Genomic DNA, 12,634 nt, shown 5'->3' on the forward strand with positions numbered 1-12,634 from the left:
ACAGCGGGATCGACACCAGGAAGCCGATGCAGATCGAGGCACTGAGCAGCCACATCGTCATCGCCAGGCCGGTGATGTGGTAGCCGTCGCTGTACAGGAACGGGCGCCAGTACTCTTGCAGAAGTTCGATCATCGTACGGCCTCCCGGGCACCGGCGGCATAACGCCGCTCCAGCCAGCGCAGGACGACGTTCGATGCGCTGGTGATCACCAGGTAGATCAGTGCCGCCAGCACCAGGAAGTAAAACAGCTGGTAGGTACTTTTGCCGGCGTCCTGGGCGGCCTTGACCAGGTCGGCGAGGCCGATGATCGAGACCAGGGCGGTAGCCTTGAGCATCACCATCCAGTTGTTGCCGATTCCCGGCAAGGCGAACCGCATCATCTGCGGGAAGACCACGTAGCGAAAGCGCTGGCCGCGCTTGAGGCCGTAAGCGGTGGCGGCTTCAACCTGGCCACGGGGCACGGCGAGGATCGCGCCACGGAAGGTCTCGGTGAAATAGGCGCCGTAGATAAAGCCCAGGGTGATGACCCCGGCGCTGAACGGGTTGATCTCGATGTATTCCCATTCCAGCAGGTCGGTCAGGGACGTCAGCCAGGTTTGCAGGCTGTAGAAAATCAGCAGCATCAGCACCAGGTCCGGCACCCCACGAATCAAGGTGGTGTAGCACTGCGCCGGAATGCGCAGCAGCCTGGAGGCTGAGAGTTTGGCGCTGGCGCCCAGGAGGCCGAGTAACACGGCCACCAGCAGCGACAGTACCGATAATTGGATGGTCATCCAGGTGCCTTGCATCAGCAGGGGGCCGAAGCCTTTCAAGCTGAAGGCCGAGAGCCCCAGGTTTTGTAGGAGTTGTTCAAACATGAAGTCAGCAACCTGATAGCGAAAAAAAGGCGCCCATCACGAGGATGGGCGCCGGGCATTATTTGCCGCTGTACAGATTCAGATCACCAAAGTGTTTCTTTTGAATGGTGGCGTAGGTGCCATCATCGTGTAACGCTTTGATACCTTTATCGAGAAGGGCCTTCAGCTCTTTGTTACCTTTAGAGATACCGATAGCTGTCTTGGCTGGCAACAGTGGGCTGTCGACGGGCTGACTGACTTCATAGCCGGCGCCTTGTGGCGACTTCAAAAAGCCCAGTTCGGCTTGCAGCATGTCCTGGATCGACGCGTCCAGACGCCCGGAAATCAGGTCGGCGTAGACCTGGTCCTGGTTGGCGTAGGCCTTGGTCTTGACTCCAGCCTTGTCCAGCACGGCCTTGGCATAGGCTTCCTGGATGGTGCCCTGCTCGTAGCCGACGGCCTTGTCCTTGAGCGATGCGGTATCGGCGGTCAGCCCGGAACCCTTCTTGAACACGAAAGAGGTGGGGCCGGAGAACAGTTCGCTGGAGAAGTCGATGACCTTCTCGCGGGCTTCGGTAACGGTCATCGAAGAGATGACACCGTCGAATTTATTGGCCTTGAGGCCCGGGATCATGCCGTCGAAATCGCTTTCGACCCATTTGCACTTGACCTTCAATTCGGCGCAGATCGCATTGCCCAGATCGATATCGAAGCCCACCAGGCTGCCGTCTGCTGCTTTGGATTCGAACGGCGCGTAGGAGGGGTCAACACCAAAACGCAACTCTTTGTATTCTTTGGCCAGCGCGGAACCCGCGGCCATGCACAACGCCAGTGCAGAAAGGGTCAGCAATGCTTTTTTCATTATTCAATCCCTAAGAACCAATATGAGCGCTTGTGGCGCAGAATTATTGTTACTGGAAAGCGTAAGACCTTATGAAAGTAGCAATTTCCGAACCAGAGTCCCGAACAAGCGTTTTAAAAGATGATTCAACAAAAGTCTGCGACCCATTCGCGCCCAAAAACGGGCGCGAATGATTGAGTGCACCAGCATGGCGCCTGGGCTGGTGGAACCGGTGCACCCCAAGCACCGGTTTCGGCGGTTTTATTTGCCGGGTACCAGGGTCAGGCGCGTCTTGCCGTACACCTTGTCGAAGTTCTGCGGCTGCATCGGCAGGCTCTGGTACTGGCCCTTGAGCCACGGCTCGATACCGTTCAGGTAGTTGGGGCTAGCCGGGTTGCCGGACTGGCCGCTGCCGTTCTGCGCCAGCAACGGTTCGGTCTGCCCGAAGTCGACGATAAAGCGCATCGCCGGTGCCAGGGTGACGTTGAAGTCCTGGCCCCAGGTGTAGGCCGCCATGTTCAGGGTGGTGTGATCGCCACCGGCGGACATCGGCGCGCGCACGGTCTGGCCACGCACGTCCTTCCATTCGTAGTGATGCAGTTTTCCCCATTGCCAGGCTTTGCGGTCGCCGCCCATCTGGCTTTCGCCAGCAGAAATCGCGGCGGCCAGGCTGCGGGCAAGGATCGCCGGCTTGTCTTCCTTCTGCGGGGTGCGGGCGTCATCCCAGAACGGGCTGTCTTCGCGGCCGAGCAAATGGTCAGCCTGGGCCGAGTAGGACAACTTGCCGCTGGCGACAAACGCTTTCCAGGCCGGGCTGTTCTGCGGCCCCAATTCGTCGAGGAAGATCTGCTGCATGCTGGCCTGCAGGAACAACGCGTAGATCGCCGCGTCAGTCGAGGTCGCACTGAGCTTGCCGTCGAAGGCCATCAGGCGGCTGTAAGCCTCGCGTGCCTTGCCCGCCTCGGCGGCGGGCAGGGCGGCGATGGCTTGTTTGAGCGGCGCGGACATGCCGGGCGCCTCGAACATCTTCTTCAATTTGCTGGCGAACAGGCTGGTCTGGTCGTATTGCATGGCAATCGTGCTGCGAGTGTCCTGCTTGCCGCTCCCTGCCAGTTCGGCGATGCGTTCGCCACGCTCGGGGGCGGCCCACGAATTGGACAACTGCATCCCGTAACCGTGAGGAATTACCCGTTGGTTGGCGGTGCCGAGCCAGCCTTGCGCCGGGTCCTGATCATACGGATGGAGCATCGGGTCGGCGTAGCCGTCCCAGTCGTAGCGGCCTTCCCAGCCGGGGGATGGCAGCAAGCCTTCGCCTTCGCGACGGTTGGGGAAGCGACCGGTAACCTGCCAGCCGATGTTGCGGGCGTCGGCAAATACCATGTTCAGGGCAATCGCGCGGATTTCCCGGCTGGCATCCGAGGCTTTTTCCACATTCTGCGCGCGGGTCAGGTCGAAAAACGCATCCAGGCTCTTGTCGTCGGTCAAGTTCGGTTGCTGCAAGGCCAGGCCGAAGCCGTTGCCCAGCGCAGTACCCTGGGCGCTGTTGAGCAAGGCGCCGTGGCGGGTTTCGTACACGGCTTCGCGAATCGGTCGCTGGCCTTTGATGAAGTAGGTTTCGTTACGCACCATCACTGGCTGCCACTTACCCCCGACCTCGTAGCTCAGGCCGTTGCCCTGGCGCTTGAGTTTTTCCAGGAACAGGTCCTGGTTGTCACCCAACACCGCCGTCATGCTCCAGGCCACTTGGCCGTTGAAGCCGGCCAGGACCAGCGGCAAGCCGGCGATGGAAACGCCCGCCGCCTGGTATTTCGGTGCGCGAATCTGCACGAAGCTCCACAGCGACGGCACGCCGATCGGCAACTGGCTGTCGCTGGCCAGCAGGCTTTTACCGCTGCGGCTGCGTTGTGGGGCGATCGCCCAGTTGTTCGATGCCGTGCCGCCGAGCATGTTCAACGCGCCCAGTTGCTCGCCAGCATTCGCCACCTCGGCAAGGCCCGGGAGGGTGCCGTTGAGCTTGATGCCCTGAAGCTTGTCGGCTTCCGCCAGCGGCAGTTTTTCGTCTGGGTACGACGGCGACAGCCACGCCAGCTTGTCCTGGGTGACGGTTTGCGCCATGACCAGTGCGGAAATTTCCTGCGGCAGGTTGGCCGACTGGCTGAAGTTCAGCAGGCAGAAAATCAGCGCCGAGTCTTCCGGCTTCCAGTATTCCGGTTGGTAACCGGTAGCAGCCAGGTCCGCCGGCAGCTTGTCGCGATAGCGGAACAGGTAAGCGTTGACCCCGCGGGCATAGACTTCAAAGAAGCGCTTGAGGCGAGGCGAGGAGGCTTTATAGAGTTCGTCGGCGCTTTTCTTCAGGTTCACGGCGCGCATGTAACGGTCGGCGTCGAGCATCTGTGGCCCCGACATTTGTGCCAGGCGGCCCTGGGCCAGCAAGCGCATGCTGACCATCTGGTAAATGCGATCAGTGGCGTGCACATAGCCGAGGGTGAACAAGGCATCGTGGAAGGTGCTGCTTTCGATCAGCGGCATACCCATGGCATTGCGTCGCACGGAGACGTTTTGCGCCAGCCCTTTGAGCGGTTGCACACCGGAGGTCGGCGGTAGCGTGTCCTGGGCATTCCAGGTCTGGCATCCGCCAAGGCTGAGCACACTGGTGACTGCTGCGGCAACGCCGAACCGGGGAAGAAAAGAAGTAAAGGCTGGCGAGGCCATGGCAAAGCTCCGTACCAAGAAAGGCGCTACGTTAGTGAGCGACCGAGGGCCGCGCAAGCAGGGGCCGAGCTTATTTGAGGGTTTGTCGGATAAATTACGGAATTTTCGACCACGGGCCTGTTTGCCTACCGTAAATCACGGTATTGGAAGCGGGTACTTGGTTATTGGCAGAGGGATATAGCGCCATGCAATTGCAGGTAAATGCCACGTTGATCCTGATCGATCAGCAAAAAGGAATCCATGAACCCCGGCTCGGACCGCGCAACAACCCTCAGGCCGAGGAGCGCATTGCCGAGTTGCTCGAGCACTGGCGCGCCAGATCGTGGCCCGTGATTCACGTGCAACATCTATCTCGCTCGCCGGAATCGGTGTTCTGGCCGCAACAGTTAGGTGTGGAGTTTCAGCAGCGGTTCATGCCCTTGGCCGGTGAACCGGTGATCCAGAAACAGGTGCCGGATGCGTTCTGCGCAACCGGGCTGGCCGCGGATTTACAACGAGGGGGAGTCGGCCAGTTGATTATCGTTGGCGTGGCAACGCACAACTCGGTGGAGGCCACGGCGCGTACGGCCGGCAATCTGGGGTATGAGACCTGGGTCGTGGAGGACGCCTGCTACACCTTCGACAAGCAGGATTATTTTGGCCAATGGCATTGCGCGCAGCAGGTGCACGCCATGGCGCTGGGTAATTTGCAGGGCGAGTACGCAACGGTGGTGACTACCCGCGACGTCCTGATGGCGGGCCGCGCCGGGTAATGGTGGGAGCGCCGTTCGGCTGGCTCCCACACGCCTTGGGGCTAGTGCATCAAGCGCCGTGGCACTTCTTGAATTTCTTGCCGTTGCCGCATGGGCAAGGGTCGTTGCGGCCAACGTCTTTCAAGGCGTTACGCACCGGCTCCTGGTGAGCGTGGCCGCAGTTTGGGCCGTGCACATGACCATGGTCGTGATCATGGTGCTCGTGATGGTCATGATCGTGGTTGCAGTCAGGGCCATGGACGTGGGGTTGCTGGGTCATCAGGTTTACTCCGGAATAAAATCGCCGGGAATTATCTCGCCATAACGCGACAGGTGCACGTCTTTGCCGAAGAATAATCCGGTTTGCAGGACGCCCTCCAGGCGGTAGGGGATGGGCTGCTCGGGTTTCTTCAACAACTTGACCACTTCGCGCAGGTGTTGCCACAGGTTCGTGCGGATCGGTACCTGAAAATACCCACTGCTCTTGGGGTCGACACTGAACCACTGATCACTCTCGCCCTCGCTCAGCAGGAACTGGCTCAAGTGAATGCGGTATTCCAGGCCGCGGACCGTCAGGCTGGAGTCATTGGGGTTGTCGACCCGAAAGTACAGCATGAACTTCTGGTCGAGCAGCCGGGCCCGGATCACCTCGACCTTGAGCAGGTGGACCTGAGGCTCAAGCTCATCGTCGCTGAACCAGAACACGCAACCACTGAGACTCAGCAGCAACAGCAGGCTGATGCAGTGCAGGGCGCGGCGCTGGTTGAGCATGGTCTGGCTCCCTTTACCCGCAGTACAGGTTCAGTCCTTTAGGCGAAATACCCGGCACAGCACTTCTTGAACTTCTGCCCGCTGGCGCAGGGGCAGGCGTCATTGCGCCCGGCCTTGAGCGGTACGGTTGGGTCAATGAAGTACCAGTGCCCGGCGTTCTGTACGAAAGAAGAACGTTCACGGTGGCTATGTTCGCCGTCGCTGTCATGCCAGCGCGCAGTAAAGGTGACGAAGGCGTGTTCAGGTTGGCCGCCGAACACTTCCGAGCTTTCCACCTCCAGGCCGAGCCAGGTGCTCTGGGCGCTCCAGGCGCTGATCGACTGGCGGTCCAGGCCGGCTTGCTGGGCGGGCAGGGTGGTCGCCACCAGGTAGTCGATCAGGCCCAGCACGTAGGCGCTGTAGCGCGAGCGCATCAAGGCTTCGGCGCAGGGCGCGGGGTGCCCGGCATGGTAGTGCCCGCAGCAGGCATCGAGTGGCGTGCCGCTGCCGCAAGGGCAGATGGATGTACTCATTGTGTTACCACCAGTATTTTCCGAAATTCTCTGGATTGGCCCAGAACCGTGAGTTGAGCCAGTCAGGTACTTGTTTGTAGTCAAGCAGATCATAGGTGAACAGGGTCAATACTTGTTCGTCGCGCTGGAAACGTTCACTGGCTTGCAGGGCCAGGGAGAAGAAGTCGGTGTCCTGCCAGCCGCAGGCACTCAGGTCGGCGAGGACCGCGATGCGACTGGCGTTGAGGTTGCGGATCCCGCCGAGCAGGTTCAGGCCGTCGCGCTTGGGCAAATGCTCCAGGCAGTCGAGGGCCAGGGCCAGGTCGAATCGTTGCGCTGCCAGTTCTGCTGGCAGTGGGCCGGGGGCGATCTGGGCAACGACGGTGTCGGGGTGCGCCAGCTTGAACGCCTGCAGCGCCGGAAAGTCGCTGGCACCGATCAGCAGCAACCGTTTTGGTGCATAACGATCGAGCAGGGCGGCGAGCGCCTGCTGGGGAGTACGCAAAGAAATAGCGGCGGTCATCGAGGATCCTCAATCAGAACTGCCAAGACTAGCCTGCCCGAAGGCTCGGGCCTAGAGCGGGTTTGCACGGGATGCTACGAGCGCCCGTAAATACGCGATGCAGCAAGGCTGGCCTATTGCTGGCGGATATTAAAACTCGGGTCTTTACTGCTTGAATCGGTCGTATGCCGATCCCTCAGGAGAAAACTCGATGAGCATAGTTCGGACAGCATTACCCTTGGTTCTGCTAACCAGTGTGTTGACTGGTTGCGCAGGTTTGCAGAAAACCGACTGGCCGACCTGTGCGGCGGTGGGCGGCGTGGTCGGTGCGGGTCTCGGCGCGACGAAAAGTTCGGCATGGGCCGGCGGTGGCGCGCTGTTCGTAGGTGGCTTGGCAGCCGCCTATTGCTGGGTGCATGGCGACGGCGATGAAGATGGCGACGGTGTTCTGGACAGTCTCGACAAGTGCCCGGGCACACCAAAAGGCGTGCAGGTCGATGCCAATGGCTGCCCACCACCGGTGCCGGTGGTTGAAGAAGTGGTGGTGGTCAAAGAAGAAACCATCGTCATTCGTGATGTGCACTTCCAGTTCGACTCGGCCAAGTTGACCGAAGCCGACAAAACCAAGCTGGAAACCATTGCTTCCCGACTGAAACAGGAAGCAACGACTGCGCAACTGAGCGTCACCGGGCATACCGACAGCGTTGGCAGCGATGCCTATAACGAGAAACTCTCGGATAAACGTGCGCATTCGGTGGTCGAGTACCTGATCGAAGAAGGCGTGCCACGTGCCAGCTTCGTGTCGGTACAAGGTGCCGGTGAAAGCCAGCCAGTGGCCGACAACAAAACCGCTGACGGGCGGGCCATGAACCGTCGTACCGAAATCAAAATCAACCGCTAGCCCCTCTCGCATCCGCGGCTTGTGCAGTCGCGGATGCGGGTCTTTACTCCTGTGTGACCGGTATGGGCCGGTAATACAGGAGCAATCACCATGAGTCTTCGTGCGCGGACCGTGATACCGGTACTACTGTTTGGCAGCCTGTTGACAGGTTGCGCCACCCACAGCGACGGCACTGCCCCCCTCAATCAACGTACCTGGCCCATTTGCAGCCTTATCGGCGGCCTGGTGGGCGGAGGCCTGGGCGCGATAGAAAGTGGTGGTTGGGCGGCAGGTGGTGCGGCACTCGGTTTGTTGACGGGAGGCTTGATCTGTTACGCGCAGGATGGCGATGAGGACGAGGATGGGGTCTTTGATCGTCGTGATCATTGCCCGGATACCCCGGCCAATACCCCGGTCGACAACAGGGGTTGTCCGATTCCCCAGTACCCGGCCACCGTCAAGCCGGTCGAACCGCAAAGTGAAGTGATCACCCTGAGTGACCAGGGGGAGGTGTTGTTCGCCTTCGACTCCGCGCAATTGACGCCGGCGGCCCAGGAACAACTGGTGGGGTTGATGGATAAACTGAAAAACGCCGACGTACTGAGTATCAAGGTGGTCGGGCATACCGACAGCCAGGGCACAGACGCCTACAACCAGGCGCTCTCCGAACGCCGCGCCAGCAGTGTCGCCGCCTTCCTGCTGGAGCAGGGGCTGGCACCGGACAAACTCACCAGTCAGGGCATGGGCGAAAGCCAGCCTGTTGCCGACAACGCCAGCGAAGAAGGGCGGGCGAAAAACCGTCGCGTGGAACTGGTGATCGGCCGCTGATCGGCGGCTGCCGGATGGGCGATCCTCGTCGATCCGGCAGCTAAACAGCCTCGTGCGCAAGAATTTTCACTGACCGCTGGCGCATCCCTCGTGGAAGTCGTTACTGTGCGCGCAAAGAATAATGAACCACGGGGGAGCGTATGAAAGTGTTTTGGGGGCTGGGTAAAGTTTTGACCCTGATGTTCTGGCTGGTGGCGCTGGTCAACCTGGTGGAACCGCTGATCAATCCGATTGATTTGCTGGTTAATCTGGCGGCCAGCCTGTTGCTGCTGACCCACCTGTTGGAAGTGTTGCTGGTGCACCGCAACCTCAAGGGCCGTCCTCACCCGTGGCGTGATCGCCTGCAAATCCTCCTGTTTGGCATTTTTCACCTGCGGACCCTGTCTGCCCCTACCGCTGGGGAGGCCCGCCATGCGTAAGCTCTGTTTGCTTGCCGCGCTGGTCAGCCCACTGGCCACGGCGCAGGTGGTCAGTGTGGAAAGTCATTCGCTGATGCGCCTGCCCAATACCACCAGCACCTTGCAGTTGGAGCGTCTGGACGTGGCGGACTATGGCACCTTGCTGATTCCTTCGAACGTCACTGAGTTGGACGTCGGCCAGTTGCACCTGGGGCGCGAGGCGCGGATTGCGATTGTTCCCAGTGAGCAGGTCCTGCAGTTGAATGTCGGGCATGCCCAGCTTGCCAGTGGCAGCCAGATTACGTCCCGTGGTGCGCCGGGTACTTACCTCAAGGCCGCTCGCGGCGGGCGTAACCTGAATTTGCGCATTGCTTCGTTGAATGCTCCCGAGTTGTCGGTGGATGCCCGTGGTGGCGCTGGTGCGCCGGGCTATGTGGGGCTCGATGGGGCCAATGGTCAGGAGCCCGGTTGCACCTGGGGTCAGGCCGGACGTGGTGCCGATGGGGATAACGGGGGGGATGGTCGTGCAGGGGCGCCAGGGGCTTTGGTGCGTCTGGAATTGCCGCGTGATTATCCGCAGCAGCAGATCAAGGTGCAGGTTGAGGGGGGCGCCGGAGGAGTGCCGGGGGCGGGTGGCAAGCCTGGTGCGGGAGGGAAGGCCAAGGGGTGCCTTGTTTACCGTGCCGATGGTGGCAAGAGTGGGCGGCCCGGGATGGCGGGGCAGCCGGGGGCAGAGGGGGCGGCTGGGGCTGTCAGTTTGCAGCGTTTGTAGGGCGTGAGTGGTAAAGGCGAGGCGGCCTTGCGGCCGGCCTGTTTTTACCGCTGTGCGAATCGCCCTCTAGGAGCGAGCCCGCTCGCGATGGCAATCTGCGGCTCGCTCCAGATCAACGGCAGGTTCCGTGTCTTTAGAATGTCGGGCGCGCCGCCGCAATGGCGACCAGCACCAATCCCACCATCAAATTGATACCCACCAGGCGGCGTATCCCACCCAGGGTGGCGGCGCCGGTCGGCCAGTCTTCGGCCAGGACGGCCTTGCGTAGCTCGGGCAGTTGCAGTGCTTGAATGCGAATGAACAGTGCGGTCATCACCAGGTACAGGCCCATCATGATCTGCACGTAGCGTGGCGCGGTCTCGAAGCCGTTGAAGCGCAGGTGGATCAGGCCGACGCCGCTGGTCGGCAGGATCAGCACCGCCATCCAGACCCAGAGAAAAAAGCGTGGGAACACTTCCAGCCACAGTTTAAGGCGGGCCGGGCCCTCGAGGGCCTTTACGGCGGCGGGGCGCAGGACCATCCAGGCGAAAAACATGCCGCCGACCCAGACCAGGGCCGCCAGTGTATGCAGGCTATAAATGAAGGCGAAAAGTGTCATTGAGGTACTCCGTTCTGCGCGGGATTAATTAGCGGGGTATGATAGCGGCCGATCCGAACCACTGAAAATTTATCCAGCGTTTTTTGCGCCCGACAATCCATGATCAGCACTGAACTCAAAACCACGATCCAGGGCGCTTATTCGCGTTTTCTCGAAGCCAAAAGCCTTAAGCCCCGCTACGGCCAGCGCCTGATGATCGCCGAAATCGCCAAAGTCCTGGGTGACATCGACACCGACGACGAAGGCCGGCGCAGTGGCGACCCCGCGATTGTCGCGGTGGAAGCCGGCACCGGTACCGGTAAGACCGTGGCCTACAGCCTGGCGGCGATTCCCACGGCCAAGGCCGCCGGCAAACGGCTGGTGATTGCCACTGCCACCGTCGCCCTGCAAGAGCAGATCGTCTACAAGGACCTGCCGGACCTGATGCGCAACAGCGGGCTGAATTTCAGCTTTGCCCTGGCCAAGGGCCGGGGTCGCTATATGTGCCTGTCCAAGCTCGACATGCTGCTGCAAGAAGGCCATGCGCAAACCGCCACGGCCCAGCTGTTCGAGGAAGAAGGCTTCAAGATCGAGGTCGATGAGGCCAGTCAGAAACTGTTCACCAGCATGATCGAGAAGCTCGCCGGCAATAAGTGGGACGGCGACCGCGACAGTTGGTCCACCGCCCTGGAAGACGCTGACTGGGCGCGCCTGACCACCGACCACAGCCAGTGCACCAACCGCCATTGCCCCAATTTTGGCCAGTGCGCCTTTTACAAGGCCCGCGAAGGCATGGGCAAGGTCGATGTGATCGTCACCAACCATGACATGGTCCTCGCCGACCTGGCCCTGGGGGGCGGTGCCGTGCTGCCGGACCCGCGTGACACCATCTATGTGTTCGACGAAGGTCACCACCTGCCGGACAAGGCCATCGGCCACTTCGCCCATTACACGCGCCTGCGCTCCACCGCCGACTGGCTGGAGACCACCGCCAAGAACCTCACCAAGTTGCTCGCCCAGCACCCGCTGCCCGGCGACCTGGGCAAGCTGATCGAGCAAGTGCCGGAACTGGCGCGCGAGATCAAGACCCAGCAGCAGTTCATGTTCAGTGCCTGCGAGCAGGTGGCCGACTTCAAGCCCGGCGAAGATGTAGAAGGCCGTGAGCGCCCGCGTCATCGCTTTGTCGGTGGAGTGATTCCCGAGCACATGCGCGAGATGGGCGTCGAGCTGAAGAAGGGCTTTGCCCGCCTGACCGATGTCTTCACCCGGCTTACTGAGTTGCTCAAGGAAGGCATGGACGGCGAGGTCAACATTGGTATCGCCAGCAACCAGGCCGAAGAGTGGTATCCGCTGTTTGGCAGCCTGCTGTCGCGCTCCCAGGGCAACTGGGAGTTGTGGACCGCCTTTACCGCCGAAGACCCGGAAGACAACCCGCCCATGGCGCGCTGGCTGACCCTGGCCGAAAGCGGTTCGCTGTTCGATATCGAGGTCAATGCCAGCCCGATCCTGGCTGCGGAGATGCTGCGGCGTAACCTGTGGAATATCGCCTACGGTGCCTTGGTGACCTCGGCCACCCTGACTGCCCTCGGCACTTTCGATCGCTTCCGCATGCGTGCCGGCCTGCCGAAAAAAGCCGTGACGGCGGTCGTGCCCAGCCCGTTCCATCATGCCGACGCGGGTGTGCTGCGGGTCCCCGACCTGCGCGCCGACCCGCGTGACGCCGCGGCGCACACGGCGGCGATCATCCGCGACCTGCCGGAACTGGTGGAAGGCTCGCGTGGCACCCTGGTGCTGTTTTCCTCGCGCAAACAGATGCAGGACGTGTTCGATGGCCTCGACCGCGACTGGCGCAAGCAAGTGTTCATTCAAGGCAACCTGTCGAAACAGGAAACCCTGAACAAGCACAAGGCGCGGGTCGATGGGGGGGATTCCAGCGTGCTGTTCGGCCTGGCCAGTTTTGCCGAAGGTGTCGATTTGCCGGGTGCCTATTGCGAGCACGTGGTGATCGCCAAGATCCCGTTCTCGGTGCCCGATGACCCGGTGGAAGCCGCGCTGGCCGAGTGGATCGAAGCGCGAGGCGGCAACCCGTTCATGGAAATCTCGGTGCCGGACGCCTCGCTCAAGCTGGTTCAGGCTTGCGGTCGCCTGCTGCGCACCGAAGAAGACCGCGGCACCATCACCTTGCTTGACCGGCGCCTGGTCACGCAGCGTTACGGAAAGGCGATCCTCAACGCCTTGCCACCGTTCCGTCGCGAAATATCTTGAGACAGGGTGGGCGAAAACGCCCACTTCGT

At 61.2% G+C, this 12,634-nt stretch carries 14 protein-coding genes and 1 pseudogene; 6 read left to right on the top strand and 9 right to left on the bottom strand.

Annotation, left to right across the window (positions count from 1 at the left end; all coding sequences use genetic code 11):
* The 4 genes and pseudogenes from H7995_RS24925 to H7995_RS24940 form a co-directional block, all read right to left on the bottom strand.
* Nucleotides 1–133, bottom strand: a pseudogene (locus H7995_RS24925) (amino acid ABC transporter permease); the annotation flags it as partial.
* Nucleotides 130–858, bottom strand: coding sequence for an ABC transporter permease (locus H7995_RS24930; RefSeq protein WP_182343708.1), 729 nt, complete (start codon nucleotides 856–858; stop codon nucleotides 130–132). The gene H7995_RS24930 and the pseudogene H7995_RS24925, both read right to left, overlap by 4 nt.
* Nucleotides 859–916: 58 nt before the next feature.
* Entirely contained in the window at nucleotides 917–1,699 is a 783-nt protein-coding gene (locus H7995_RS24935; RefSeq protein WP_166593111.1) for a transporter substrate-binding domain-containing protein, read from the bottom strand.
* 240 nt (nucleotides 1,700–1,939) lie between these two features.
* On the bottom strand, nucleotides 1,940–4,390 hold the full coding sequence (locus H7995_RS24940) for a penicillin acylase family protein (protein ID WP_166593112.1): 2,451 nt from the start codon (nucleotides 4,388–4,390) through the stop codon (nucleotides 1,940–1,942).
* Between the two features lie 185 nt (nucleotides 4,391–4,575).
* On the opposite strand from H7995_RS24940, the gene H7995_RS24945 reads away from it, so the two are divergent.
* A complete protein-coding gene (locus H7995_RS24945) occupies nucleotides 4,576–5,142 on the top strand; it encodes a cysteine hydrolase family protein (protein WP_166593113.1) in 567 nt (188 codons plus the stop codon).
* 49 nt (nucleotides 5,143–5,191) lie between these two features.
* Here H7995_RS24945 and H7995_RS24950 read toward each other — a convergent pair whose 3' ends face one another.
* The 4 genes from H7995_RS24950 to H7995_RS24965 are packed head-to-tail and all read right to left on the bottom strand — an operon-like array spanning nucleotide 5,192 to nucleotide 6,906.
* Nucleotides 5,192–5,401: an SEC-C metal-binding domain-containing protein gene (locus H7995_RS24950; RefSeq protein WP_064676164.1), complete on the bottom strand. Its 210-nt coding sequence runs from the start codon at nucleotides 5,399–5,401 to the stop codon at nucleotides 5,192–5,194.
* A 5-nt stretch (nucleotides 5,402–5,406) separates the two neighbouring features.
* Complete coding sequence (locus tag H7995_RS24955) at nucleotides 5,407–5,892, bottom strand: LEA/WHy family protein (protein WP_185819076.1); 486 nt, start codon at nucleotides 5,890–5,892, stop codon at nucleotides 5,407–5,409.
* 38 nt (nucleotides 5,893–5,930) lie between these two features.
* Entirely contained in the window at nucleotides 5,931–6,404 is a 474-nt protein-coding gene (locus H7995_RS24960) for a YchJ family protein (RefSeq protein ID WP_166593115.1), read from the bottom strand.
* A 4-nt stretch (nucleotides 6,405–6,408) separates the two neighbouring features.
* The gene (locus H7995_RS24965; RefSeq protein ID WP_166593116.1) at nucleotides 6,409–6,906 is read right to left on the bottom strand and encodes a DUF6231 family protein; all 498 of its coding nucleotides are present in this window, start codon (nucleotides 6,904–6,906) and stop codon (nucleotides 6,409–6,411) included.
* Between the two features lie 190 nt (nucleotides 6,907–7,096).
* On the opposite strand from H7995_RS24965, the gene H7995_RS24970 reads away from it, so the two are divergent.
* The 4 genes from H7995_RS24970 to H7995_RS24985 all read left to right on the top strand — a co-directional run bounded on the left by H7995_RS24970 (nucleotide 7,097) and on the right by H7995_RS24985 (nucleotide 9,763).
* Nucleotides 7,097–7,786 carry a PA1041 family peptidoglycan-binding anchor lipoprotein gene (locus tag H7995_RS24970; protein WP_166593117.1) on the top strand — a complete coding sequence of 230 codons (690 nt, stop codon included), beginning with the start codon at nucleotides 7,097–7,099 and terminating at the stop codon, nucleotides 7,784–7,786.
* A 90-nt stretch (nucleotides 7,787–7,876) separates the two neighbouring features.
* On the top strand, nucleotides 7,877–8,593 hold the full coding sequence (locus H7995_RS24975) for a PA1041 family peptidoglycan-binding anchor lipoprotein (protein WP_166593118.1): 717 nt from the start codon (nucleotides 7,877–7,879) through the stop codon (nucleotides 8,591–8,593).
* Nucleotides 8,594–8,733: 140 nt separating this feature from the next.
* Nucleotides 8,734–9,012 carry a DUF1145 domain-containing protein gene (locus H7995_RS24980; RefSeq protein ID WP_166593119.1) on the top strand — a complete coding sequence of 93 codons (279 nt, stop codon included), beginning with the start codon at nucleotides 8,734–8,736 and terminating at the stop codon, nucleotides 9,010–9,012.
* On the top strand, nucleotides 9,005–9,763 hold the full coding sequence (locus H7995_RS24985; protein ID WP_182343714.1) for a collagen-like protein: 759 nt from the start codon (nucleotides 9,005–9,007) through the stop codon (nucleotides 9,761–9,763). The genes H7995_RS24980 and H7995_RS24985 overlap by 8 nt, the downstream gene beginning before the upstream one ends.
* A 133-nt stretch (nucleotides 9,764–9,896) precedes the next feature.
* Here the strand turns inward: H7995_RS24985 and H7995_RS24990 are convergent, their stop codons facing one another.
* Nucleotides 9,897–10,361: a CopD family protein gene (locus H7995_RS24990; RefSeq protein ID WP_185819077.1), complete on the bottom strand. Its 465-nt coding sequence runs from the start codon at nucleotides 10,359–10,361 to the stop codon at nucleotides 9,897–9,899.
* Between the two features lie 99 nt (nucleotides 10,362–10,460).
* Between H7995_RS24990 and dinG the strand changes: the two genes are divergently transcribed.
* A complete protein-coding gene (dinG, locus tag H7995_RS24995; RefSeq protein WP_166592628.1) occupies nucleotides 10,461–12,605 on the top strand; it encodes an ATP-dependent DNA helicase DinG in 2,145 nt (714 codons plus the stop codon).
* The last annotated feature ends 29 nt before the right edge of the window (nucleotides 12,606–12,634 follow it).

The sequence above is a fragment of the Pseudomonas kielensis genome (assembly GCF_014236655.1).
Lineage (GTDB): Bacteria > Pseudomonadota > Gammaproteobacteria > Pseudomonadales > Pseudomonadaceae > Aquipseudomonas > Aquipseudomonas kielensis.

Bases quoted from the DNA above. Each gene is read 5' to 3' on its own strand.
- H7995_RS24945 (WP_166593113.1), top strand. From the start codon at position 4,576: ATGCAATTGCAGGTAAATGCCACGTTGATCCTGATCGATCAGCAAAAA.
- H7995_RS24935 (WP_166593111.1), bottom strand. From the start codon at position 1,699: ATGAAAAAAGCATTGCTGACCCTTTCTGCACTGGCGTTGTGCATGGCC.
- H7995_RS24975 (WP_166593118.1), top strand. From the start codon at position 7,877: ATGAGTCTTCGTGCGCGGACCGTGATACCGGTACTACTGTTTGGCAGC.
- H7995_RS24930 (WP_182343708.1), bottom strand. From the start codon at position 858: ATGTTTGAACAACTCCTACAAAACCTGGGGCTCTCGGCCTTCAGCTTG.
- H7995_RS24960 (WP_166593115.1), bottom strand. From the start codon at position 6,404: ATGAGTACATCCATCTGCCCTTGCGGCAGCGGCACGCCACTCGATGCC.
- H7995_RS24955 (WP_185819076.1), bottom strand. From the start codon at position 5,892: ATGCTCAACCAGCGCCGCGCCCTGCACTGCATCAGCCTGCTGTTGCTG.
- H7995_RS24990 (WP_185819077.1), bottom strand. From the start codon at position 10,361: ATGACACTTTTCGCCTTCATTTATAGCCTGCATACACTGGCGGCCCTG.
- H7995_RS24980 (WP_166593119.1), top strand. From the start codon at position 8,734: ATGAAAGTGTTTTGGGGGCTGGGTAAAGTTTTGACCCTGATGTTCTGG.
- H7995_RS24940 (WP_166593112.1), bottom strand. From the start codon at position 4,390: ATGGCCTCGCCAGCCTTTACTTCTTTTCTTCCCCGGTTCGGCGTTGCC.
- H7995_RS24970 (WP_166593117.1), top strand. From the start codon at position 7,097: ATGAGCATAGTTCGGACAGCATTACCCTTGGTTCTGCTAACCAGTGTG.
- dinG (WP_166592628.1), top strand. From the start codon at position 10,461: ATGATCAGCACTGAACTCAAAACCACGATCCAGGGCGCTTATTCGCGT.
- H7995_RS24965 (WP_166593116.1), bottom strand. From the start codon at position 6,906: ATGACCGCCGCTATTTCTTTGCGTACTCCCCAGCAGGCGCTCGCCGCC.
- H7995_RS24985 (WP_182343714.1), top strand. From the start codon at position 9,005: ATGCGTAAGCTCTGTTTGCTTGCCGCGCTGGTCAGCCCACTGGCCACG.
- H7995_RS24950 (WP_064676164.1), bottom strand. From the start codon at position 5,401: ATGACCCAGCAACCCCACGTCCATGGCCCTGACTGCAACCACGATCAT.